Source organism: Microvirga lenta, from assembly GCF_020532555.1.
In the GTDB taxonomy this organism is placed as follows: Bacteria; Pseudomonadota; Alphaproteobacteria; order Rhizobiales; family Beijerinckiaceae; genus Microvirga; species Microvirga lenta.
Window position 1 is genome coordinate 150495 of sequence record NZ_JAJBBR010000005.1, and the last position, 21177, is coordinate 171671.

At 66.6% G+C, this 21177-nt stretch carries 22 protein-coding genes and 1 riboswitch; of the genes, 15 read left to right on the forward strand and 7 right to left on the reverse strand.

The window, feature by feature from the left end; translation table 11 throughout:
• Positions 1 to 111: 111 nt before the first annotated feature.
• Positions 112 to 204: riboswitch (glycine riboswitch) on the reverse strand.
• A gap of 169 nt (positions 205 to 373) precedes the next feature.
• Entirely contained in the window at positions 374 to 1681 is a 1308-nt protein-coding gene (locus LGR44_RS09105; RefSeq protein WP_226739582.1) for a hemolysin family protein, read from the forward strand.
• 64 nt (positions 1682 to 1745) lie between these two features.
• Here LGR44_RS09105 and LGR44_RS09110 read toward each other — a convergent pair whose 3' ends face one another.
• Entirely contained in the window at positions 1746 to 2303 is a 558-nt protein-coding gene (locus LGR44_RS09110) for a hypothetical protein (protein ID WP_226739584.1), read from the reverse strand.
• Between the two features lie 33 nt (positions 2304 to 2336).
• Entirely contained in the window at positions 2337 to 2849 is a 513-nt protein-coding gene (locus LGR44_RS09115; RefSeq protein ID WP_226739586.1) for an invasion associated locus B family protein, read from the reverse strand.
• A gap of 308 nt (positions 2850 to 3157) precedes the next feature.
• Here LGR44_RS09115 and coxB point away from each other — a divergent pair, with 308 nt between their 5' ends.
• The 8 genes from coxB (at position 3158) to LGR44_RS09155 (ending at position 9703) form a co-directional block, all read left to right on the forward strand.
• Complete coding sequence (coxB, locus tag LGR44_RS09120) at positions 3158 to 4015, forward strand: cytochrome c oxidase subunit II (RefSeq protein ID WP_226739588.1); 858 nt, start codon at positions 3158 to 3160, stop codon at positions 4013 to 4015.
• 31 nt (positions 4016 to 4046) lie between these two features.
• A complete protein-coding gene (ctaD, locus tag LGR44_RS09125) occupies positions 4047 to 5663 on the forward strand; it encodes a cytochrome c oxidase subunit I (protein WP_226739590.1) in 1617 nt (538 codons plus the stop codon).
• 128 nt (positions 5664 to 5791) lie between these two features.
• On the forward strand, positions 5792 to 6748 hold the full coding sequence (locus tag LGR44_RS09130; RefSeq protein WP_226739592.1) for a heme o synthase: 957 nt from the start codon (positions 5792 to 5794) through the stop codon (positions 6746 to 6748).
• Positions 6749 to 6752: 4 nt separating this feature from the next.
• Positions 6753 to 6914, forward strand: a complete 162-nt coding sequence (locus LGR44_RS09135) for a hypothetical protein (RefSeq protein WP_226739594.1) — start codon at positions 6753 to 6755, stop codon at positions 6912 to 6914.
• A gap of 9 nt (positions 6915 to 6923) precedes the next feature.
• Positions 6924 to 7514, forward strand: coding sequence for a cytochrome c oxidase assembly protein (locus LGR44_RS09140; RefSeq protein ID WP_226739596.1), 591 nt, complete (start codon positions 6924 to 6926; stop codon positions 7512 to 7514).
• A 68-nt stretch (positions 7515 to 7582) separates the two neighbouring features.
• Positions 7583 to 8440 (forward strand): cytochrome c oxidase subunit 3, encoded by an 858-nt coding sequence (locus tag LGR44_RS09145; RefSeq protein WP_226739598.1) that lies wholly within the window; start codon positions 7583 to 7585, stop codon positions 8438 to 8440.
• Positions 8441 to 8567: 127 nt separating this feature from the next.
• A complete protein-coding gene (locus tag LGR44_RS09150; RefSeq protein ID WP_226739600.1) occupies positions 8568 to 8939 on the forward strand; it encodes a DUF983 domain-containing protein in 372 nt (123 codons plus the stop codon).
• Entirely contained in the window at positions 8936 to 9703 is a 768-nt protein-coding gene (locus tag LGR44_RS09155) for an SURF1 family protein (RefSeq protein WP_226739603.1), read from the forward strand. The genes LGR44_RS09150 and LGR44_RS09155 overlap by 4 nt, the downstream gene beginning before the upstream one ends.
• Here the strand turns inward: LGR44_RS09155 and LGR44_RS09160 are convergent.
• The gene (locus LGR44_RS09160; protein WP_226739605.1) at positions 9686 to 10036 is read right to left on the reverse strand and encodes a hypothetical protein; all 351 of its coding nucleotides are present in this window, start codon (positions 10034 to 10036) and stop codon (positions 9686 to 9688) included. The two genes, LGR44_RS09155 and LGR44_RS09160, sit on opposite strands and share 18 nt — an antisense overlap.
• Positions 10037 to 10267: 231 nt before the next feature.
• Between LGR44_RS09160 and LGR44_RS09165 the strand changes: the two genes are divergently transcribed.
• The 4 genes from LGR44_RS09165 to LGR44_RS09180 all read left to right on the forward strand — a co-directional run bounded on the left by LGR44_RS09165 (position 10268) and on the right by LGR44_RS09180 (position 16648).
• Positions 10268 to 10795: a GNAT family N-acetyltransferase gene (locus LGR44_RS09165; protein WP_226739607.1), complete on the forward strand. Its 528-nt coding sequence runs from the start codon at positions 10268 to 10270 to the stop codon at positions 10793 to 10795.
• 74 nt (positions 10796 to 10869) lie between these two features.
• Positions 10870 to 12285 (forward strand): threonine synthase, encoded by a 1416-nt coding sequence (gene thrC / locus LGR44_RS09170; protein WP_226739610.1) that lies wholly within the window; start codon positions 10870 to 10872, stop codon positions 12283 to 12285.
• On the forward strand, positions 12282 to 13565 hold the full coding sequence (locus LGR44_RS09175; RefSeq protein ID WP_226739612.1) for a M16 family metallopeptidase: 1284 nt from the start codon (positions 12282 to 12284) through the stop codon (positions 13563 to 13565). Before thrC ends, LGR44_RS09175 begins: the two co-directional genes overlap by 4 nt.
• A 203-nt stretch (positions 13566 to 13768) precedes the next feature.
• The gene (locus LGR44_RS09180; RefSeq protein ID WP_404809915.1) at positions 13769 to 16648 is read left to right on the forward strand and encodes an EAL domain-containing protein; all 2880 of its coding nucleotides are present in this window, start codon (positions 13769 to 13771) and stop codon (positions 16646 to 16648) included.
• A gap of 12 nt (positions 16649 to 16660) precedes the next feature.
• Here the strand turns inward: LGR44_RS09180 and LGR44_RS09185 are convergent, their stop codons facing one another.
• A complete protein-coding gene (locus LGR44_RS09185; protein WP_226739614.1) occupies positions 16661 to 17269 on the reverse strand; it encodes a YqgE/AlgH family protein in 609 nt (202 codons plus the stop codon).
• 106 nt (positions 17270 to 17375) lie between these two features.
• Between LGR44_RS09185 and LGR44_RS09190 the strand changes: the two genes are divergently transcribed.
• The gene (locus LGR44_RS09190) at positions 17376 to 18203 is read left to right on the forward strand and encodes a protein-disulfide reductase DsbD domain-containing protein (protein WP_226739616.1); all 828 of its coding nucleotides are present in this window, start codon (positions 17376 to 17378) and stop codon (positions 18201 to 18203) included.
• A gap of 40 nt (positions 18204 to 18243) precedes the next feature.
• Positions 18244 to 18726 (forward strand): peroxiredoxin, encoded by a 483-nt coding sequence (locus tag LGR44_RS09195; protein WP_226739618.1) that lies wholly within the window; start codon positions 18244 to 18246, stop codon positions 18724 to 18726.
• A gap of 30 nt (positions 18727 to 18756) precedes the next feature.
• On the opposite strand, the gene rnhA is transcribed toward LGR44_RS09195, so the two are convergent.
• Genes rnhA through ispH form a run of 3 tightly spaced genes read right to left on the reverse strand, consistent with a single transcriptional unit; the run spans position 18757 to position 21167 of the window.
• Positions 18757 to 19242: a ribonuclease HI gene (gene rnhA, locus LGR44_RS09200; protein WP_226739620.1), complete on the reverse strand. Its 486-nt coding sequence runs from the start codon at positions 19240 to 19242 to the stop codon at positions 18757 to 18759.
• Positions 19239 to 20204: a homoserine kinase gene (locus LGR44_RS09205; protein ID WP_226739622.1), complete on the reverse strand. Its 966-nt coding sequence runs from the start codon at positions 20202 to 20204 to the stop codon at positions 19239 to 19241. Before LGR44_RS09205 ends, rnhA begins: the two co-directional genes overlap by 4 nt.
• 3 nt (positions 20205 to 20207) lie before the next feature.
• Positions 20208 to 21167, reverse strand: a complete 960-nt coding sequence (ispH, locus tag LGR44_RS09210) for a 4-hydroxy-3-methylbut-2-enyl diphosphate reductase (RefSeq protein WP_226739624.1) — start codon at positions 21165 to 21167, stop codon at positions 20208 to 20210.
• Positions 21168 to 21177: the final 10 nt, after the last annotated feature.

Below are 21177 nucleotides of genomic sequence, written 5' to 3' on the forward strand. Positions count from 1 at the left end.
CTGCTTTGCGCCCCCTCTGTCCCGAGACCTGAGAGATTTCCCCTTGCTCGCGCAAAGGTTACGCCCGTCGGTGGGCGACGTTTCAAGAACGTCGCCGCTTTCCAGAGTGCCAGCTCCCGCGCGGTCCTTTGGCCTGAGCGTTTCCGGGGCGGTTGCGCCTTCGGCGCCGGGCGTGGGTAGCCCGGTCTCTTCCGCGGGGATCAGCGGCTGCCTCACCTCTGAAGAGGAATCGTGATCCTGTCAACAAAGCAGGTCGCCGCGGGACGCCTCTCCATGCCTTAATTGACGGCACCGGCGCGAGGCAGCATTTTAGGCCCTGCTTTCACAGAAGGGGAGACTCGCGGCCTGACCGGGTCGGCAGCTCCTGACATCGTTGCTCGAACTGGCCATCGCCTTATTCCTCATCGCCCTCAACGGCATCTTCGCGCTTTCCGAACTCGCCATCGTCTCCGCCCGCCGCCCCCGCCTCAAGGCCATGGCCGAGCAGGGCCGCACGGGCGCCAACACCGCCCTCTCCCTGATGGAGGATTCCGGACGCTTCCTGTCCACGGTCCAGATCGGCATCACCCTGGTGGGCATCCTGGCCGGCGCCTTCTCGGGCGCGGCCCTGGGCGGGCGGCTGACGGACATCCTCGAGGCCCGGGGCATGCCCGACGGAGCGGCCGAACCCCTGGGCTACGGCATCGTCATCGGCCTCATCACCTATCTCTCCATCGTGATCGGCGAGCTCGTGCCCAAGCAGCTCGCCCTGCGCAACCCGGAGGGGATCGCCTGCACCGTGGCGCCCCTGATGCTGGTCGTCTCCAGGATCGCGGCTCCCGCCGTGTGGCTCCTCAACGCCTCGACCCGCCTGATCTTCAGCCTGTTCGGCCCGTCGTCGGACGGGGACAACACGGTCACGGAAGAGGAGATCAAGATGCTCGTCGGCGAGGCCGAGAGCGCGGGCGTCATCGAGGAGGAGGAGCGGCGCATGATCTCGGGCGTGCTCCGCCTCGGCGACCGGACGGTGCGCGGCCTCATGACGCCGCGCACGGACGTGGACTGGATCGACCTCGACGACGACGAGGACGCGGTCCGTGCGCTTCTGGTCGAAACCCCGCATTCCCGCCTTCCTGTTACGGAAGGCACCTCCGACAACGTGATCGGCGTCGTTCAGTCGCGGGAGCTCCTGGCCTCGCTTCTGACAGATCGGGCCCTGGACGTGCGCGCCCATCTGCAGCAGGCGCCTGTCATCCCGGACACGCTCCATGCCCTGGATGCCCTCTCGATCCTGCGCGACTCGCCCGTACCCATGGCCCTGGTCCACGACGAATACGGGCATTTCGAGGGAATCGTGACCCCGGCGGACGCGCTGGAGGCCATCGTCGGCGCCTTCCGGTCGGACGGCGAGGCGCCCGAACCCCATGCCGTCAGGCGCGAGGACGGCTCCTGGCTGCTCGCGGGCTCCATGCCGGTGGACGAGATGGCCGACATCCTGTCGGTGACGCTGCCCGAGAGCCGCTCCTACCACACGGTCGGCGGCCTGGTGATCAGCGAGATCCAGCACCTGCCCGAGACGGGCGAGCACGTGGACGCCCTGGGCTGGCGCTTCGAGGTGGTGGACCTGGACGGGCGGCGCATCGACAAGGTGCTCGCCACGTCCCTCACCCAGAGGGCGGGCGCGGCCGCTCCCCTGCCGTGACGATGCGCTGAATCCTGAAGAGCGGAGCGTCGGAACCCGACGCTCCGGGACCGAAGCCCGGCGCTTACCCGCGGGCTCCGCTGCCGAGGCCGACCTCGATCTCGAAGCTGTTGGCATCCGCAGGCGAAACCACGATGCCCTCCTCGATCACCGAGAAGGTCGTCTGCGTGTCGCCGGCCGGAACGGAGGCGGCCACGCGGCGCGACCGGTTGGCGATGATCTTCGAGCCGTTCTTGACCGCGATCCGAACCGGCACGTCGTAGCGTCCGGGCGAGCCGCCGGGCCCGAGCAGGACGCGGCCTTCGACGCCGATCTTCACGATGGTCGTCCCGTTGGGCTGCCCGATGCATTCCCGGGCGAGATTTCCCAGAGAGATCTGGCTGCGGAGGCTGTCCCCGCCGGCCACGGACCGGAGAGCCGCCCCGCCCTCGGAAATCTCCACCGGCGGGCAGTAGACGTCCTCGATCTGGGCCTGGACCGGAGGCGGCACCGTCGGCCCCGCGAAGGTCAGCATGTTGCTGAAGGTCGAGCCGCCTTCGCCGGGCGCGCCGCAGCCGGCCAGGGCCGACAGGCCCAGCAGCGCCACGGCCCATCCGGCCTTCCTGCCAAGTTCACCGCTCATGAGATCCCCCTCTGTCGTCCTTTTCGCCCGCCCTTACGGCAAGGCGTCGTAGCCCGCCCCGAACCCGTTCAGGGACACGGGAATGCCGATGCCCTCCTCGGGCGTCTGGAACACGATGAAGGTCGCCGTCTGTCCGGACTTCATCTGGTTGATGAGGTTCTCGTCCATGACGACCTCCGCCACGCAGCCCGTGGCGAGACAGCGCACGAAGCCGGCCCGGCCGATATCCGTCTCGTCGATCTTGAGGCCCAGCCCGGAGGGCAGGAGAATACCCAAGGGAGCCACCACGCGCAGGAGGCGGCTGCTCCCGTCGGCGGTTTTCAACACAATAATGACGAGGGTGATGTTGGGGCGGTCCTCCGCCACCACGTTCTGCACCAGGGCGCACTGCTCGGCCGTTGCGCCCGCCGGGGTCTCGCAGCGCATCTGCCAGTCGCCGAACGTATTCTTGACCATGCCTTGAGCATGGGCGCCGCCCGCCGCCGACAGTGCCAGCAGCCCGAGGAACGCGGCCGCTCCGCGGCGAACCCATCGTGACACGCTCATGAGGCCTCTCCGTCCTTGAGCCCGACGCAGGGGAACCCGCCGAGCCGTTCATCATGTTTGGCCGTTGGGACCATGGCAGGGGCCGCGATGTCAAGCGAGAGGGCATGATCGGGCTGCGGAATCCGCCGTTTGGCGGATATGACGCACAAATTGCGTCGCTTGGCCCGTTGCGCTTGCGCCCATCCTGTGGTCATAGACGCAGATCAAAAGGTGATGGCGCAGGCTGAGCACCGCATTTTGCGCGCCCGCGCCTTCCCCGACGCTTTCGTGGCCCATCGGCCATCTTATCTAGGAGCTTTGGAACACCGATGCGGATCGAGACCTCAGGACTTCGATCGGTGACCGCCCTCTTTGGAGCGGCGGTCGCACTTGTGTTGGGCATAAGTGAGGCAGTCGCCGGCACCGGTGCACCCACCCCCTGGGAAACCGGGATGCAGGGCATGGTGACCGAGCTCGGACAGAACGTGTCCGACTTCCACACCTATCTCGTGTGGCTGATCACGGCCATCTGCCTCTTCGTGCTGGCCCTCATCGTCATCATCGTCGTCCGCTTCAACGAGAACCGGAACACGGTTCCCTCCCGAACCACCCACAACACCCTCCTCGAAGTGGCCTGGACCATCGTTCCGGTGCTGATCCTGGTCGCCATCGCGATCCCCTCCTTCCGCCTCCTGCGCCAGCAGCTCATCATCCCGCCGGCCGACGTCGTGGTGAAGGCCACGGGCTATTCCTGGTACTGGGGCTACGAGTATCCGGAGGACCAGGGCGGCGGCTTCAAGTTCGACTCGAACATGGCCGAGGAGAAGGATCTCAAGCCCGACCAGCCCCGCCTGCTGGGCGTCGACAACGCCATGGTGGTTCCGGTCGGCAAGAACGTGAGGGTCCAGGTGACTGCCGCGGACGTGATCCACGCCTTCGCTCTTCCGTCCTTCGGCGTGAAGGTCGACGCCATTCCGGGCCGGCTGAACGAGACCTGGTTCAGGGCCGAGAAGGAAGGCGTCTATTACGGCCAGTGCTCGGAACTCTGCGGCAACGGCCATCCCTATATGCCGATCGAAATCCGCGTCGTGAGCGAGCAGCAATACGCCGCCTGGCTGGCGGAGGCGAAGCAGAAGTTCGCCTCGACGGGCGCCCCGGCGCCGGTCAAGTTCGCCACCGCTCAGTAATTTCAGGACAAAGGACCACAGAGGTCTCATCATGGCACATGCAGTTGATGCCGCTCACGCGGATCACCACGATCATCCGTCCTTCTGGCGCCGGTGGTTCTATTCCACCAACCACAAGGATATCGGCACTCTCTACCTCATCTTCGGCTTCACGGCGGGCATCATCGGCGGCCTGCTCTCCATCGGCATGCGCCTGGAGCTCCAGGAGCCGGGCCTGCAGTATTTCGCCAATCCGCAGACCTACAACGTCTTCGTGACCGGCCACGGCCTCATCATGGTGTTCTTCCTGGTGATGCCCACCCTCATCGGCGGCTTCGGCAACTGGTTCGTGCCGCTGATGATCGGCGCGCCGGACATGGCCTTCCCGCGGATGAACAACATCTCGTTCTGGCTCACCGTCTCGGCCTTCGCGCTGCTGCTGTGCTCCCTCTTCGTCGAGGGCGCCCCGGGCTCGCTCGGCTTCGGCGGCGGCTGGACCGTGTATCCGCCCCTTTCGACCGCAGGCCACCCCGGCCCGGCGCTCGATTTCGGCATCCTGTCGCTCCACCTTGCGGGCGCGGCCTCGATCCTGGGCGCGATCAACTTCATCACCACCATCCTCAACATGCGCGCTCCGGGCATGACGCTGCACAAGATGCCGCTCTTCGCCTGGTCGATGCTGGTGACCGCCTTCCTGCTGCTCCTGTCGCTTCCGGTGCTCGCCGGCGCGATCACGATGCTGCTGACGGACCGTAACTTCGGCACGACGTTCTTCGATCCGTCGGGCGGCGGCGATCCGGTCCTCTACCAGCACCTGTTCTGGTTCTTCGGCCACCCCGAAGTGTACATCATGATCCTGCCGGCCTTCGGCATCGTGTCCCACATCATCTCCACCTTCTCCAAGAAGCCGATCTTCGGCTATCTCGGCATGGCCTACGCCATGGTGGCGATCGGCGTGGTCGGCTTCGTCGTGTGGGCGCACCATATGTTCACGGTCGGCCTGTCGCTCCAGACCCAGGCCTACTTCGTGTTCGCCACGATGGTGATCGCGGTGCCCACGGGCGTGAAGGTCTTCTCCTGGATCGCGACCATGTGGGGCGGCTCGATCAAGTTCAACGCGGCCATGCAGTGGGCGGTGGGCTTCGTGTTCCTGTTCACCGTGGGCGGCGTCACCGGCGTCGTTCTGGCGAACGCCCCCGTCGACCGCTACATGCACGACACCTACTACGTGGTGGCGCACTTCCACTACGTGCTGTCGCTCGGCGCCGTGTTCGTGATCTTCGCGGGCGTCTACTACTGGTTCCCGAAGATCACCGGCTACATGCTGCCCGACTGGATCGGCCGGCTGCACTTCTGGATCTCGTTCATCGGGGCCAACGTGCTGTTCTTCCCGATGCACTTCCTGGGCCTCTCCGGCATGCCGCGCCGCTATGCGGATTACCCGGATGCCTTCGCCGGCTGGAACCTGGTTTCGTCCATCGGCGCCTACATCTTCTTCCTGGGCCTGTTCGTCTTCATCTTCGGCGTCGTCTACGCGCTCGTCCGCAAGGAGAAGGCTGCCGGCAACCCGTGGGGCGAAGGCGCCACGACCCTGGAATGGACGCTGCCCTCGCCGCCTCCGTTCCACCAGTTCGAGACCCTGCCTCGCATCGTCGAGACGGGCCACTAAGATCGAGGGCCGGGCGGCATCATGCCGCCCGCTCCTCCCCCGAGGGCTTGCTATATAAAGCCCTTCGGCGAGGAGTTGGCTATCGGAAGGCTTCGGGCCTTGCCCCTGCGTTTCAAGAGTTGACCGTCATGACCACCGCATCAAACAGCCTGACCGACAACGCCACCGAGAGCCTCGCCACCGCGGGCGTCTCCCAGGGCGACGTGTCGGACTTCTTCGCCCTGCTCAAGCCGCGGGTGATGTTTCTGGTCGTGTTCACGGCGCTCGTGGGCATGGTCGTCGTCCATCCGGACGTTCATCCCGTCGTGGCCTTCGCGTCGCTTCTGATGATCGCCGTCGGCGGCGGCGCTTCGGGCTGCCTCAACATGTGGTGGGACGCGGATATCGACGCGGTCATGACCCGCACCCGCAAGCGGCCCATCCCGGCCGGCAAGATCCAGCCGGGCGAGGCTCTGGCCTTCGGCCTGACCCTGTCCGCCGGCTCGGTGATCGTGCTCGGCCTGGTCAGCAACTGGCTCGCAGCGGGACTGCTCGCCTTCACGATCTTCTTCTACGTCGTCGTCTATTCCATGTGGCTGAAGCGCTCCACGCCGCAGAACATCGTCATCGGCGGCGCGGCGGGCGCGCTCCCTCCGGTGGTGGCCCAGGCTGCCGTGGCCGGCCATGTGGGCTGGGAGAGCATCATTCTCTTCGCCATCATCTTCATTTGGACGCCGCCCCATTTCTGGGCCCTGGCGCTGGTGAAGTCCGGCGACTACGAGCGGGCGGGCATCCCGATGATGCCCAACGTGGCCGGACCCGATTCCACCCGCCGGCAGATCCTGGCCTATACGCTCCTGCTGGCGCCCCTGGGTCTTGCTCCCGTCGCCTTCGGCTTCGGCGGCCTGGCCTATGCGATCATCGGCACGGTCGGCGGCCTCGGCATGCTGGCCCTGGCCTTCCAGGTCTACCGCCTGCGTCAGGGCGAGGCGGCCATGCGCGTCGCCCAGCAGCTCTTCGGCTTTTCCATTCTCTATCTCTTCCTGCTCTTCGCGACCCTTCTCGCGGAGCATGGCCTCGGCTTCTTCAGGCCGGTCTTCGGGTGAACCCATGGCTGACAGGCCCCCTCCCCCCCGCCTGACCCCCGAGGAGCAGAAGCGCCGCCGCAAGCGCTCCCTGGCCCTCGCGCTGACGCTCGGCGCCCTCGTGGCGCTCTTCTATGTCGTGACGATCGTGAAGATCGGGCCGCAGATCCTGCAGCGGCCCATGTGAGGCGATGCCATGTCCGAACAGCTCCAGCTTCAACGGAAGATGCGCCGCACGGCCTTAGCCTGCCTGGGCGTCGCCTTCGGCATGGTCGGGCTCGCCTACGCCTCCGTGCCTCTCTACGACCTCTTCTGCAAGGTGACCGGCTTCGGCGGCACCCCCGTCGTGCGCGCCGACAACACCTCGGCCGTCGCGGACCGGACGATCGCCGTGCGCTTCGACGCCAATGTCTCCCCCGGCCTGAACTGGCGCTTCGCCCCCGAGACCCCCGAGGTCAAGGTCAAGCTCGGCGAGACCACGACGGTCTACTACAAGGTCACGAATACCGGCGACAAGCCGAGCACCGGCATCGCCACCTACAACGTCCAGCCGGACCTCGCGGGCACCTATTTCTCGAAGCTGGAATGCTTCTGCTTCACCGAGCAGACGCTGCAGCCGGGCGAGACCATCGAGTCGGCGGTCGTGTTCTACATCGATCCGCGACTGGTCCAAGACCGGGACATCAAGGATCTCAGCTCCATCACGCTCTCCTACACCTACTTCCCCTCCAAGGGGGGGCAGCCGGTGGCGGAGGTCGCGACATCACCGAAACCCATCGTTCAATAATGCACGTGACAAGCTAGACGGAAACGTCTTAAAGCGAGCACACCTTCGAGGCACGGAGACGACACGAAATGGCCGAGGCCCACGCCAAGAACCACGACTACCACATTATCGACCCGAGCCCGTGGCCGCTCATCGGTTCGGTCAGCGCCTTCCTGATGGCGTCCGGCTTCGTCACGTGGTGGAAGGACATCGCCATCGCGGGGATGGACATCGGCGCCTACATCTTCGGCGCGGGCATCATCGGCGTGATCTACACCATGATCAGCTGGTGGAGCGACGTGGTCCGCGAGGCCAATACGGGCGCCCATACCCGGGTGGTCCAGCTGCACCACCGCTACGGCATGATCATGTTCATCGCCTCCGAGGTGATGTTCTTCGTGGCGTGGTTCTGGGCCTATTTCGACGCCGCCCTCTATCCGAACGACCCGATGCAGTACGCCCGCGTCGAGGCGCTCGGCGGCGTGTGGCCGCCCCGCGGCATCGAAACCTTCGATCCGTGGCACCTGCCGCTCCTGAACACCCTGATCCTGCTCACCTCGGGCACGACGGTCACCTGGGCGCACCATGCCCTGCTCGAGAACGACCGCAAGGGCCTCAAGGCCGGCCTCTGGCTGACGGTCCTCCTCGGCATCGTGTTCTCGTTCGTGCAGGCCTACGAGTACAGCCACGCCACCTTCGGGTTCTCGGGCAACATCTACGGCGCCACCTTCTTCATGGCGACGGGCTTCCACGGCGCCCACGTGATCATCGGCACGATCTTCCTGGCGGTGTGCCTGCTGCGCGCCTATCGCGGCGACTTCACGCCGAAGCAGCATCTCGGCTTCGAGTTCGCGGCCTGGTACTGGCACTTCGTCGACGTGGTCTGGCTCTTCCTCTTCGCCGCCATCTACGTGTGGGGCTTCGGCGGAACCGGCGCGGGTCACTAAGGCCGCTCCGGCAGCAGACGAGAGACGGGGGGCGGCTTCGGGCCGCCCTTCGCTTTTCAGGGCTGCGGCACCATCTGTCAGGCATTCGCTTCCCGGACCGGGAGGCTCTTCAGGAAGGTTAGAAATCGTGGCCCAGGATCCTTCGGCCCCTTCCCCCATCGCCACCGGCCTCAAAGGGCTTTGCCCCCGCTGCGGCAAGGGACATCTGTTCAAGGGCTTCCTGTCGGTGCGCCCCTCCTGCGAGGTCTGCGGCCTCGATTTCGCCTTCGCCGATTCGGGCGACGGTCCGGCCTTCTTCGTCATGTCCATCGTGGGCATCGTGGTGGTGGCGCTGGCACTGTGGGTCGAGTTCGCCTACGAGCCGCCGATCTGGCTCCACCTGGTCATGTGGTTCGCCCTCAGCGGCATCCTGAGCCTCCTGCTGGTGCGGCCTTCCAAGGGCATCCTCATCGCCCTGCAATATCACCACAAGGCCGAGGAAGGGCGCATTCAGAAGTGACCAGCCCTGCCGCCCCCCGAAGCGCGCGCTCCCTGATCCTCCCGGGCGTCGCGGCCCTCGTCGCCTTCGCAATTCTGATCGGCCTCGGCACCTGGCAGCTCCAGCGCAAGGCCTGGAAGGAAAGCCTGATCGCCCAGATCGAGGCCCATTCCCATGGAGAGCCCGGCGCCATCGTTCCCCCGTCCGACTGGAGCACCTGGCGCGCGCAGGACGACGAGTTCCGGCGGGTTCGGGTGACGGGCACCTTCCTGCACCGGTTCGAGGCGCCGGTCTACGGCCTCGCGCCCGCCCAGCGGGGCGCACCGGTCCAGGGCTATTACCTGATGACGCCGCTCCGGCTGCCGGACGGCGCCATCGTCATGGTCAATCGCGGCTTTGTCCCGACCGAGCTTCGCGATCCCGCCACGCGCCCCCAGAGCCAGCCCGAGGGAGAGGTGACCGTGACCGGCCTCGTGCGCGCGCCCGAGGAGCGCAATCCCTTCACCCCGGAGGACGACCCGGCGGGCAATCGCTGGTTCGCCCGCGACCCGGCCTCCATCGCCCGCGCGCATAGCCTGGAGCAGGTCGCGCCCTTCTACGTGGAGGCCGACGCCACCCCCAATCCCGGCGAGTGGCCCAAGGGCGGGCAGATCCGCCTCGAGCTCCCCAACAACCATCTCCAATACGCCGTCACCTGGTATGGGATCGCGCTCACCCTCGTCGGCGTCTTCATCGCCTTCGCCTGGCAGCGCCTCAGGCCCCCGGGCTCAGGCGAGCTGAAATAGGACGAAGAAGCCGAAACCCAGGATGATCAGCCCGGCGCTGACCACCTTGGCGACGAACAGCCCCTTGAGGAGCCGTTGCGCCTCGGCGCGGCGCTCCGCCCTCTCGGCCCGGCTCATGCCCTCCTGCGCCCTGAGCTGCTGGGCATAGAGCGAGGTCGTCATGTAGTTGCTCACCGCGCCGTCCTTCTCCAGCTCGATGCGCTGGGCCATGACGCCGATGACGAGGCCGAGAACCCCCAGCCCCAGAAAGCCTGCGAGCAGGAACGCGCCGAGGGCGACGCCGGCCAGCACGGCCACCAGGAACGGCAGCAGAACCCAATCGATTCGTGTCATTCGCATCGGCTCACCTCGGATGGTCGGCGGCAGCTTGGCTTCAGGACCGAAAGCCTATACCATGTGGCCCATGTTCGCCCTTCTTATGACCGCAACCCATCTCATGACGCGCCTGGCAGGGCGTGCGGGATCGGCTTTGCGCATCTGAGAGCGTGAACATTCCCCAAGCCCTGCGGAGTCGAGCAGGGCTTGAAGCATCCGTTCGCCTCCGCCTTTTCCCAGGAGAGCGACATGGACCAGCCCCCTCCCCCTTCCGAACCGCCCAGTGCGGATTCCATCCTGATCAGGGCCACCCGCCCCGGCGACAGCGAGCAGATCGCCGCGCTTTCGTGCCTGCCCGGCTACCGGTTCGGCACGCTGCGCCTGCCGCACCAGACGCCCGAGGAGACCCGGAAATGGATCGAGAACCGGTCCCCCGGCGATATCGGCCTCGTGGCCGTGCATGAGGATCGCATCGTCGGCAATGGCGGCCTCAGCCGGTTTCAGGGACGGCGCGCCCACGCCGCAGGGATCGGCATGGGGGTCCACGACGACTGGTGCGGCCGCGGCATCGGCACGAAGCTCCTGCGGGAACTGCTGAGCATCGCCGACAACTGGCTCGACCTGAGGCGGATCGAGCTCACGGTCTATGTGGACAACGTCCCGGCCATCGCCCTCTACGAGCGCTGCGGCTTCGTGATCGAGGGCACGCACCGCGCCTATGCGTTCCGGGACGGCGCCTATGTGGATGCCTATGCCATGGGGAGGGTAAAACCATGAGCCCTGCGGCCCCATGCAGCTTGCCGTCGCCCGCCGCGGCTCCTAATGTCCGGCCAAATTTCAGGAGATCGACCGTGCTCCACGTCTCGACCCGGGGGGAAGCCCCGGCGCTCGGCTTTTCCGATGCCCTTCTGGCCGGCCTCGCCCGGGACGGCGGCCTCTACATGCCGCAATCCTGGCCGAGCCTTTCGGCCGACGCGATCCAGGGCTTTGCCGGCCAGCCCTATGCGGAGGTGGCCAAGGCGGTCCTGAACCCGCTCGTGGACGGCGACATCCCGAAGGCCGATCTCGACCGCATGATCGAGGAGGCCTACGCCACCTTCCGTCACGCGGCGGTGTGCCCGCTCAACCAGATCGGCGACAACCTCTTCGCGCTCGAGCTCTTCCACGGCCCGACCCTCGCCTTCAAGGACGTGGCGATGCAGCTCCTCGGCCGCCTCATGGACCATGTCCTGAAGGCCCGCGGCGCCCGCGCCACCATCGTGGGCGCCACCTCGGGCGATACGGGAAGCGCGGCGGTCGAAGCCTTCAAGGGGCTGGAACAGGTCGACATCTTCATTCTCTACCCGCATGGCCGCGTCTCCGACGTGCAGCGGCGGCAGATGACGACCGTCGCCTCGCCCAACGTCCACGCGCTTGCGGTGGAGGGCACCTTCGACGACTGCCAGTCCATGGTGAAGGGCATGTTCAACCATGCCCGCTTCCGCGACGAGCTTCAGCTGTCCGGCGTGAACTCCATCAACTGGGCCCGCGTCGCCGCACAGGCGGTCTATTACTTCACCGCCGCCGTGAGCCTCGGCGCACCCCATCGTCCGGTTTCCTTCTCGGTCCCGACGGGCAATTTCGGCGACATTCTCGCCGGCTGGGTCGCCAAGCGCATGGGCCTGCCCATCGAGCGCCTGATGATCGGCACCAACGCCAACGACATCCTGGCCCGCACCCTTCAGTCCGGCGCCTACGAGATCAAGGGCGTGCAGCCCACCGCCTCGCCCTCCATGGACATCCAGATCTCGTCCAATTTCGAGCGTCTGCTGTTCGAGGCCTACGGCCGCGACGCGGGCGCGATCCGGCGCCTGATGGCGAACCTTTTCCAGTCCAAGGCCTTCCTGGTCGATGCGGAGCCCCTCGCCCGCATCCGCGAGGAGTTCTCGGCCCTGGCCGTGGACGAGTCCGCGGTCGCGGCGGAGATGGCAGAAACCTACAGGACCACGGATTACGTGCTCGATCCGCACACGGCGGTCGGGACCCGCGCCGGCCGCGCGCTGCTGCGGGACCGGCCCGACATTCCCGTCGTCGCCCTCTCCACGGCGCATCCGGCCAAGTTCCCCGATGCGGTCGAGCGCGCCACCGGCATCCGCCCCGCCCTCCCGCCGCACATGGCCGATCTCATGGAGCGGAAGGAGAGCTTCACGGTGCTTCCCAACGATCAGGGTGCGGTCGAGCATTTCATCCGCGAACGCGCCCGAGCCGTCAAAGGCGTTGCCGCATGAATCATCACTTCGTCCGCGAGAAGCGGATCGACATTACCCAGCTCGCCAACGGCCTGACCATCGCCACCGAGCGGATGCCCGAGATCGCGACCGCGACCCTCGGCATCTGGGTCGGCACCGGCTCGCGTCACGAGATGGCGCACGAGCACGGCCTGTCGCATCTGATCGAGCATATGGCGTTCAAGGGCACGACCCGCCGTTCGGCCCGCCAGATCGCGGAGGACATCGAGAACGTGGGCGGCGACATCAACGCCGCCACCAGCGTCGAATATACCAGCTACACCGCGCGGGTGCTGGGCGAGAACGTGGACGTCGCCCTCGACGTGCTCGGCGACATCCTCATCAACTCGGTCTTCGATTCCCTGGAGCTCGCCCGCGAGAAGGGCGTCATCCTGCAGGAATACGCCGCCGTCGAGGACACGCCGGACGACCTCGTCTACGACGCCTTCATGGAAACGGCCTATGCCGGGCAGCCCCTCGGCCGCCCGATCCTCGGCACGCCGGACACGATCAAGAGCTTCGACGAGGAGACCATCCGCACCTTCCTGGCGCGGGAATACGCGCCGGGCAAGATGGTGCTGGCGGCCGCCGGCAACGTGGACCACGCCCGCATCGTCGAGGCGGCGGAGCGCCTGTTCGGCGCCATGCCGGCCGTCGAGGTCCACGAACCCGAAGCCGGTCATTATTCGGGCGGCGAGCGGCGCATTTCGCGCAAGCTCGAACAGGCCAACATCGTTCTCGGGCTGCCCGGCCTGTCCTTCAAGGATCCCGGCTATTACGCCGCCCATCTCTTCGCCCACATCCTCGGCGGCGGCCTGACCTCGCGCCTCTGGCACGAGGTGCGGGAGAGCCGGGGGCTCGCCTATTCCATCGATTCCTTCCACTGGCCCTTCTCCGATACCGGCCTCTTCGGCATCGGAGCCGGAACCGCGGGATCGGACGTGGCCGAGCTCATGACCGTCACCCTCGACACCATGCGCCAGGCGACGCAGGACATCAGCGACATCGAGATGACCCGCGCCAAGGCGCAGATGAAGGTGGCGCTCCTGACCGCACTGGAGACTCCCGGCGGGCGCATCGAGCGCATCGCGCGCCAGCTCCTCTCGTGGGGTCGCGTGGTGCCGAGTGACGAGATCGTGCTGAAGGTCGACGCCCTGACGGCGGACCATGTCCGCCAGGCGGGACAGCGCCTGCTGCAGGGCGCCCCGACCGTCGCGGCAATCGGCCCCATCAGGCGCCTGCCCTCCCTGGAGCGCATCGCCGCGGGTCTCCGCGGCTGACGCTTTTCGGCCGCGCAGCCTTCCCCAAGGTCAGGCTTGCCGCTCCTCAATCCCGCCGCAAAGTGGCCCCATGGCCGCTGGCACAAACCCACCTGAGTCTTGCGGACAAGTCGGGCCGAGCCTCGACTTCGCCTTGCCCTCGAGCCTCCTGACCGGTACCAATTCTGTTCCATTGTTGTCGTACCGGACGAAAGACCGAAGCGTTGCGGATCGTTTCTTTCGCCATAACCTTCCTTTTGGCGACATTCCTGTGTCTCGCCTGGACTGCGGACGGCCAGGCCGTCGAGTCCGTGCGCGTGGACCCGAAAACCAAGGCTGTCGATCTCACCCCGATGATCGAGCGCTATCGCTCGGACGGGGACGAGATCCGCATTTCCACGGCCCCCGGCCGTGACGGCATCGTGCGCCGCATCGCCGTGAAGGCGCGCGAAGCGGGCACGCGTCCCGACTGGATCGTGTTCGCGCTCACCAACGACACGGACGAGCAGGTGGATCGCCTTCTCGTCGCGCCCCATTTCCGGCTCACCGGATCGGGCGTGATCTGGCCCGATCTCGGCTCGTCGCGGATCGCGGCGATCACCGCGAGCCAGGGCATCCGGCCCGACCGCGAGGACAGCGCGGATGCGGACATCTTCCTGATCACCCTCGATCCCGGCACCACGGTGACCTTCGTCGCCGAGCTGCGCTCGACCGAGCTGCCGCAGCTCCATCTGTGGGATGCCGACGCCTACAAGGAGCGGGTCAACGGACTCACCCTCTACAAGGGCATCATCATCGGCATCGCGGGCCTGCTCGCCCTGTTCCTGACCATCATCTTCGTGGTGAAGGGCGCCCTGATCTTCCCGGCGGCGGCGGCGCTGGCCTGGGCGGTCCTGGCCTATGCCTGCATCGATTTCGGCTTCTTCCAGCGCGTCTTCCCCATCGCGGAGACCACCGAGCAGATCTACCGTGCCGGTGCGGAAGCGGTGCTCGCCGCCACGCTTCTGGTCTTCCTCTTCGCCTATCTCAACCTCAACCGCTGGCATGTGCGCTACAGCCACGTCACGGCCTTCTGGCTCGTCTTCCTGGGCGCCCTGATCGGCCTTGCCATCATCGATCCCCCGGTGGCGTCGGGGGTGGCGCGCATTTCCATTGCAGCGGTGGCGGCCATCGGCTTCGTGCTCGTCATTCATCTGGCGACGCACGGTTACGACCGGGCCGTGATGCTCGTGCCGACCTGGCTCCTTCTCATCGCCTGGGTGGTGGCGGCGAGCTTCACGGTGATGGGGCAGCTCCCCTCCGATCTCGTGCCCCCGGCCCTCGTCGGCGGTCTCGTGCTCATCGTCATGCTGATCGGCTTCACGGTCATGCAGCACGCCTTCGCGGGCGGCGCGTTCGGGCAGGGCTTCGTCAACGATACCGAGCGCCGGGCCCTGGCGCTCGAAGGCGCCGGCGACGTGGTGTTCGACTGGGACGTCGCGTCCGACAAGATCTTCGTCAGCCCCGAGGTGGAGCATCATCTGGGGCTCAAGCGCGGCTCCCTGGAGGGTCCCGCCTCCGCCTGGCTCGACCTGATCCATCCGTTCGACAAGGACCGCTACATGGCGTGTCTGGATGCGGTCATCGAGCAGCGGCGCGGCCGCCTGTGCCAGGACTTCCGCCTGCGCTCCGCCTCCGGCACGCACCATTGGTTCCGGCTCAAGGCCCGGCCGGTGATCGGGTCTGACGGCGAGGTGCTCCGCATCGTCGGCACCCTTGCGGACGTCACCGATTCGAAGACGGCCGAGGAGCGCCTGCTCTACGATGCGGTGCACGACAACCTGACGAGACTGCCGAACCGGCAGCTCTTCTACGACCGCCTGGAGGCCGCCCTCACCTTCGCGAGCCAGGACGATTCCCTACGCCCGACGGTGCTCGTCATCGACGTCGACAAGCTCAAGAACATCAACGAGGCCGTGGGCTACGCGGCGGGGGATTCCATTCTTCTCACCCTGTCCCGGCGGCTCGGGCGGCTGCTCAAGCCGCAGGACACCCTGGCGCGGATCGCCGGTGACGAATTCGCCATGATCCTGCTCTCGGAGCGGGAGCCTGACCGCATCATCGCCTTCGCCGACATGGTCCGGCGCACGGTGACGACGGCCGTGACCTATGCGGAGCGCGAAATCTTCCTCACGGCCTCCATCGGCATCGCACTGCACGATCCGCAGATCGCCGCGCGGCGCGAGGAGGTGCTTCGGAACGCCCAAATCGCGATGGCCCATGCCAAGCGCCACGGCGGCGACCGGATCGAGGTCTTCCGCCCGACCATGCGCTCGGATCGCAGCGACCGCTTCACCATGCAGACCGACCTGGGCCGGGCGCTCGACCGCAACGAGATGAAGGTGCTCTTCAAGCCCATCGTCCGCCTGGAGGACCGCACCATCGCGGGCTTCGAATCGATGCTGCGCTGGGATCACCCGCGGCTGGGCCGGATGGGGCCGGAGGACTTCCTGTCGATCGCGGAAGAGACGGGGCTCATCGTCAATCTCAGCTTCTTCCTTCTCGAGCAGACGGCTCGGGAGCTGGCGGCGTGGCAGAACGCCCTGGAGGTCGATCCGCCGATCTTCGCCTCGGTCAACATGTCGAGCCACCTGCTCCTGCGGCACGATCTCCTGCAGGACGTGAAGGCGGTCATCACCCGCACGGGGGTTCTTCCGGGCTCCCTGAAGATCGAGATGACCGAGAGCCTGATCATGGAGAATCCGGAATACTCGGCCCAGATGCTGACCCGCCTCAGGGATCTGGGCGCCGGCCTCTCCCTCGACGACTTCGGCACGGGGTATTCCGCCCTCTCCTACCTGCTGCGCTTCCCCTTCGACACGATCAAGGTGGACGAGTCCTTCGTGCGCCAGATGGCGGGGGGCAAGCCCGTGATCCTGCGGTCGATCGTCAAGATGGCGCACGAACTCGGCATGGAGATCGTGGCGGAGGGCGCGGAGACGGAATCGGAAGCCATCGAGCTCTACCAGCTCGGCTGCGAATATGCGCAGGGTCCCGTCTTCGGGGAGCCCATGTCCATGCTGCAGGCGCGCCAGCTCGTCGGCGCGGCGCCGGAAGCGGCTTAAGGGGCGAGAGCCTCAGGCGTGGCCGGCCTGCATGGAGAGCATGGCCGGCTCGATGCCGATCTTGCGCAGGGCCATCTCGTAGCGGGTATCGACGGAGGTCTTGAAGATCAGCTCCGCATCAGCCGGACAGTTGAGCCAGCCGTTCGACTGGATTTCTAGTTCGAGCTGTCCCGCGCCCCACCCCGCATAGCCGAGCGCCAGCACGGCGTTCTCGGGGCCGTCCCCCCGGGCGATGGCCCGCAGGATATCCACCGTGGCGGTCAGGCAGACGCTGTCGTCGATGGGCAGGGTGGACTGGGCAATGTGGTAATCGGGCGAGTGGAGCACGAAGCCGCGGCTTGTCTCGACGGGTCCGCCCATGAGCACCTGCATCTGGCCGACCTTTTCCGGCAGGCGGATGCGCTCCATGTCGGGGATGATTTCGAGCTGAACCAGGAGATCGGGAACGTTGACGTTGGCGGCAGGCCTGTTGAGCATGATGCCCATGGCCCCTTCGGCCGAATGGGCGCAGACATAGATGACAGCCCTTGAGAAGCGCTCGTCCGTCATTCCCGGCATGGCCACCAGCAACTGGCCGTCGAGGTAGCTGGAACCGGCATTGAAGGTAGTGGACTGTATCATATCTCGACTTCTGCCTTGCCAGGCCCGCAGCCCGATCACAGGATCGTGGATGGCATGCCCGAAGATAAACCGCATAAGGGAAGCGCGTCAGGAGGGCGTCAGTTCCATGCCAATCATGTTACGTACCGTTCCGGCGGCCATTTTTTTGATCTTGGCCGTTTTTCCGGCTTTCGCCCAGCCCCCGGCATCGTCCTCATGGGTTCAGGGTCTGCACTCCCGGGCGCGCCTGATTTCCGGAGAGACCGAAGGCGGCCGTCACCTGGCAGGCATCGAGATCGCCCTGGATTCGGGCTACAAGACCTATTGGAGGACGCCCGGCGATTCCGGATTGCCCCCGCGCTTCGACTGGGCGGGCTCGGAGAACGTCGCCGACGTGGAGATCCGCTGGCCGGCCCCCTCCCGCCACGAGGATCCGGGTGGCGTCTCCTACGTCTACGAGGATTCGGTCGTCCTGCCGGTCCTGGTGACGCCCAAGGAGGCAGGCAAGCCCGTCACGCTCGCCCTTTCCGCCGATTACGGCATCTGCAAGGACATCTGCATTCCCGCCCATGCGGAGATGAAGGCCACGCTCTCCGGCAAAGGACCGCATCAGGCGGACATCGCCAAGGCGCTGGCGGAGGTGCCGCGGCCTCAGGCCCTGGGAGCCAAGAGCGAGATCGCGGTGGAGAGCATCGAGCGGGTCGCACAGGACCAGCCCACCTTTCGGGTGACGGTCCGGGCTCCCGCGGGAACCAAGCCCGCCCTTTTCCCGGAGGCTCCCGAGAACTGGTATCTTTCGGCTTCGGAGCCCGACGACGCCAATCGCGTCACGGTGACGGTGGAGGACAGGCCGAAGGAGGCCTCCGGCCCCGTTCCGGTCCGGCTCACCCTGGTGGCCGGCGGGAAGGCGATCGAGACGCAAGTGAGCCTCGACGCCGGGCAACAGCCACGCTAGTGAGAAGGCAGCCCCTCGGCACAGTGTTGGAGAACTGCCTATGACGATTCAGATTGGAGAAAGTCTGCCCCAGGCCACGTTCCGCGTGATGACGCCGGACGGACCCGTGGCCAAGACCACGGATGATCTCTTCAAGGGCCGCAAGGTCGTTCTCGTGGCCGTGCCGGGCGCTTTCACGCCGACCTGCCACCGCAACCACCTCCCGGGTTACGTGGAGAAGAAGGACGAGATCATGGCGAAGGGCGTCGACGCCATTCTCGTGACCTCGGTCAACGACGTGTTCGTGATGGATGCCTGGGCGAAATCGAGCGGCGCGGACGGGATCGAGTTCGTGGCGGACGGCAACGGCGACTTCGCCAAGGCTCTCGGCCTCTCCATGGACGGCACCGGCTTCGGCCTCGGCGTGCGCTCCCAGCGCTATTCCATGCTCGTCGAGGACGGCGTGGTGAAGGCGCTGAACGTGGAGGACGCCCCCTCGAAGGCCCAGGTCTCCGGCGCGGAGAACCTGCTCAAGGACCTCTGATCCGGCATTTTCATGCAGGATGGCCGTCGCTCAGTCGGATGCGAGCGACGGCTTCGGGGCACCGCCATTGCCCTTCTTGAACGGCCGCATGGCCGCGACGGCGAGTTCGTCGACCCGGATGTTGATCGGGTCGTCCGCGTGGCCCTTCACCCAGTGCCAGGAGACCTGATGGCGGGACGCCGCCTCGTCGAGGGCGCGCCACAGATCCTCGTTCTTCACCGGCTTGTTGTCGGCGGTGCGCCAGCCGCGCCGCTTCCAGTTGTGCATCCAGGACGTGATGCCCTGGCGCACATACTGCGAATCCGTAAAGAGTTCGACCGTGCAGGGGCGCTTGAGGGCGTTCAGCCCTTCGATGGCCGCGCGGATCTCCATGCGGTTGTTGGTCGTGAACGCCTCTCCGCCGGAGATTTCCTTCTCGCTTCCCCTGAAGGACAGGATGGCGGCCCAGCCGCCCGGGCCCGGATTGCCCGAGCAGGCGCCGTCCGTATAGATCACCACGCGCTCTGCCCCGCTCATGCGTCGAGCCCGTATTCCCGCGCATGGCGGACATGGCGGTGGAAATTGAGCTTACGGTCGTATTCCAGCGGATCCTTGGGCTTCACCAGCGCCCCGGGCGGCACGTTGAGCCAGTCCACGAGGCGGGTCAGCATGAAGCGCAGGGCCGAGCCGCGGCAGAGGATCGGCAGGGCCTCGATCTCGGCGGGCTCCAGCGGACGCACCGCCCGATAGCCCGCCAGCAGGGCGCGCCCCTTGGTCAGGTTGTAGGATCCGTCGGCCTCGAAGCACCAGGCATTGAGGCAGATCGCGACGTCATAGGCGAAGGCATCCGTGCAGGCGAAGTAGAAGTCGATCAGCCCCGAGACCTCGGGACCGATGAAGAACACGTTGTCGGTGAACAGGTCCGCATGGATGATGCCGGTGGGAAGCCCGCCCGGCCATGCGCCCGTCAGGTAGTCGAGCTCGCGCCGGGTCCGCTCGGCGAGCCGGTCCGAGACCGTGTCCGCCTGCGCCTCGGCCTGCGCGAAGAGCGGCGCCCAACTGTCCAGGGACAGGGCGTTGGGCCGGGTCATCCCGAAATCCTCGCCCGCCAGATGCAGCTTGGCCAGGGCTCCCCCCAGGGCGGCGCAGTGCTGGGCCGTGGGGCGGCGGATCGCGATGCCGTCGAGGAAGGTGATGATGACCGCGGGCCGGCCCGCGAGTCGGCCGAGAGACTCGCCCTGGCGGTTCACGACCGGCAGCGGGCAGTTCAGGCCCTTGCGGGCCAGATGCTGCATGAGCGCCAGGAAGAACGGCAGATCCGCCTCCCGCACTCGCTTCTCGTAGAGGGTCAGGATGTAGGAGCCCGCCGTCGTGTGCAGGAAATAGTTGGTGTTCTCCACGCCCTCGGCGATGCCCTTGTAGGACAGGACGGTGCCGATGTCGTAGGTGGCGAGGAAAGCGGACAGCTCCTCGTCGTTCACTTCGGTATAGACAGCCACTCTTTACTCCGCCGCGTGCTCGCGAAGCTCGCGAGGCAGAGGAAAGAAGACGCTCTCATCCGCCGTCGAAACGCTTTCCACCGACACTTCGTAACGCTGGGCGAAGGCGTCGATGATCTCCTCCACCAGAATTTCGGGAGCCGAGGCCCCCGCCGTGATGCCCAGGCTCCGGATGTTGCCGAACAGGGCCCAGTCGATGTCCTCGGCCCGCAGGATGAGGCGCACCAGCGGGCATCCCTCCCGCTCGGCCACCTCGCGCAGGCGCTGCGAATTCGAGGAATTCGGCGAGCCGACCACGATCATCGCGTCCACGGAAGGCGCCACCCTCTTGACCGCGCCCTGGCGGTTGGTGGTGGCGTAACAGATGTCCTCCTTGTGGGGTCCCACGATGGAGGGGAACCGCGCCTTCAGGGCATCCACCATGTCCTGGGTGTCGTCGACCGACAGGGTCGTCTGGGTGACGAAGGCCAGATTGTTCTCGTCGGCGGGCTGGAGGCGGGCGATGTCGTCGACGGTCTCGACCAGGGTCGCGGCGCCCTCGGGTAGCTGCCCCATGGTGCCGACGACCTCCGGATGCCCCGCATGGCCGATCAGGATGATGTGCCGGCCGCGCTTGTGATGGACCTGGGCCTCCCGGTGGACCTTGGTGACCAGCGGACAGGTGGCGTCAATGGCGAACAGCCTGCGGGCCAGCGCCGCTTCGGGAACCGATTTGGGAACGCCGTGGGCCGAGAAGATCACCCGGGCGTCGCCGTCGGGGATCTCGTCGAGTTCCCGAACGAAGACGGCGCCCTTCCGCTTCAGGTTTTCCACCACGTACTTGTTGTGAACGATCTCGTGGCGGACGAAGACCGGCGCGCCATAGATCGACAGCGCCTTCTCGACGGCATCGATGGCACGCACGACACCGGCGCAGAACCCGCGCGGTGCGCAAAGAAGAATATCGAGAGGCGGCTTGGTCATGATGCGGCGA

Coding starts and splice junctions, on each gene's coding strand:
- LGR44_RS09110 (WP_226739584.1), bottom strand. CDS start 2,303: ATGAGCGGTGAACTTGGCAGGAAGGCCGGATGGGCCGTGGCGCTGCTG.
- LGR44_RS09115 (WP_226739586.1), bottom strand. CDS start 2,849: ATGAGCGTGTCACGATGGGTTCGCCGCGGAGCGGCCGCGTTCCTCGGG.
- coxB (WP_226739588.1), top strand. CDS start 3,158: ATGCGGATCGAGACCTCAGGACTTCGATCGGTGACCGCCCTCTTTGGA.
- ctaD (WP_226739590.1), top strand. CDS start 4,047: ATGGCACATGCAGTTGATGCCGCTCACGCGGATCACCACGATCATCCG.
- LGR44_RS09130 (WP_226739592.1), top strand. CDS start 5,792: ATGACCACCGCATCAAACAGCCTGACCGACAACGCCACCGAGAGCCTC.
- LGR44_RS09135 (WP_226739594.1), top strand. CDS start 6,753: ATGGCTGACAGGCCCCCTCCCCCCCGCCTGACCCCCGAGGAGCAGAAG.
- LGR44_RS09140 (WP_226739596.1), top strand. CDS start 6,924: ATGTCCGAACAGCTCCAGCTTCAACGGAAGATGCGCCGCACGGCCTTA.
- LGR44_RS09145 (WP_226739598.1), top strand. CDS start 7,583: ATGGCCGAGGCCCACGCCAAGAACCACGACTACCACATTATCGACCCG.
- LGR44_RS09160 (WP_226739605.1), bottom strand. CDS start 10,036: ATGACACGAATCGATTGGGTTCTGCTGCCGTTCCTGGTGGCCGTGCTG.
- LGR44_RS09165 (WP_226739607.1), top strand. CDS start 10,268: ATGGACCAGCCCCCTCCCCCTTCCGAACCGCCCAGTGCGGATTCCATC.
- LGR44_RS09175 (WP_226739612.1), top strand. CDS start 12,282: ATGAATCATCACTTCGTCCGCGAGAAGCGGATCGACATTACCCAGCTC.
- LGR44_RS09185 (WP_226739614.1), bottom strand. CDS start 17,269: ATGATACAGTCCACTACCTTCAATGCCGGTTCCAGCTACCTCGACGGC.
- LGR44_RS09190 (WP_226739616.1), top strand. CDS start 17,376: ATGCCAATCATGTTACGTACCGTTCCGGCGGCCATTTTTTTGATCTTG.
- LGR44_RS09195 (WP_226739618.1), top strand. CDS start 18,244: ATGACGATTCAGATTGGAGAAAGTCTGCCCCAGGCCACGTTCCGCGTG.
- rnhA (WP_226739620.1), bottom strand. CDS start 19,242: ATGAGCGGGGCAGAGCGCGTGGTGATCTATACGGACGGCGCCTGCTCG.
- ispH (WP_226739624.1), bottom strand. CDS start 21,167: ATGACCAAGCCGCCTCTCGATATTCTTCTTTGCGCACCGCGCGGGTTC.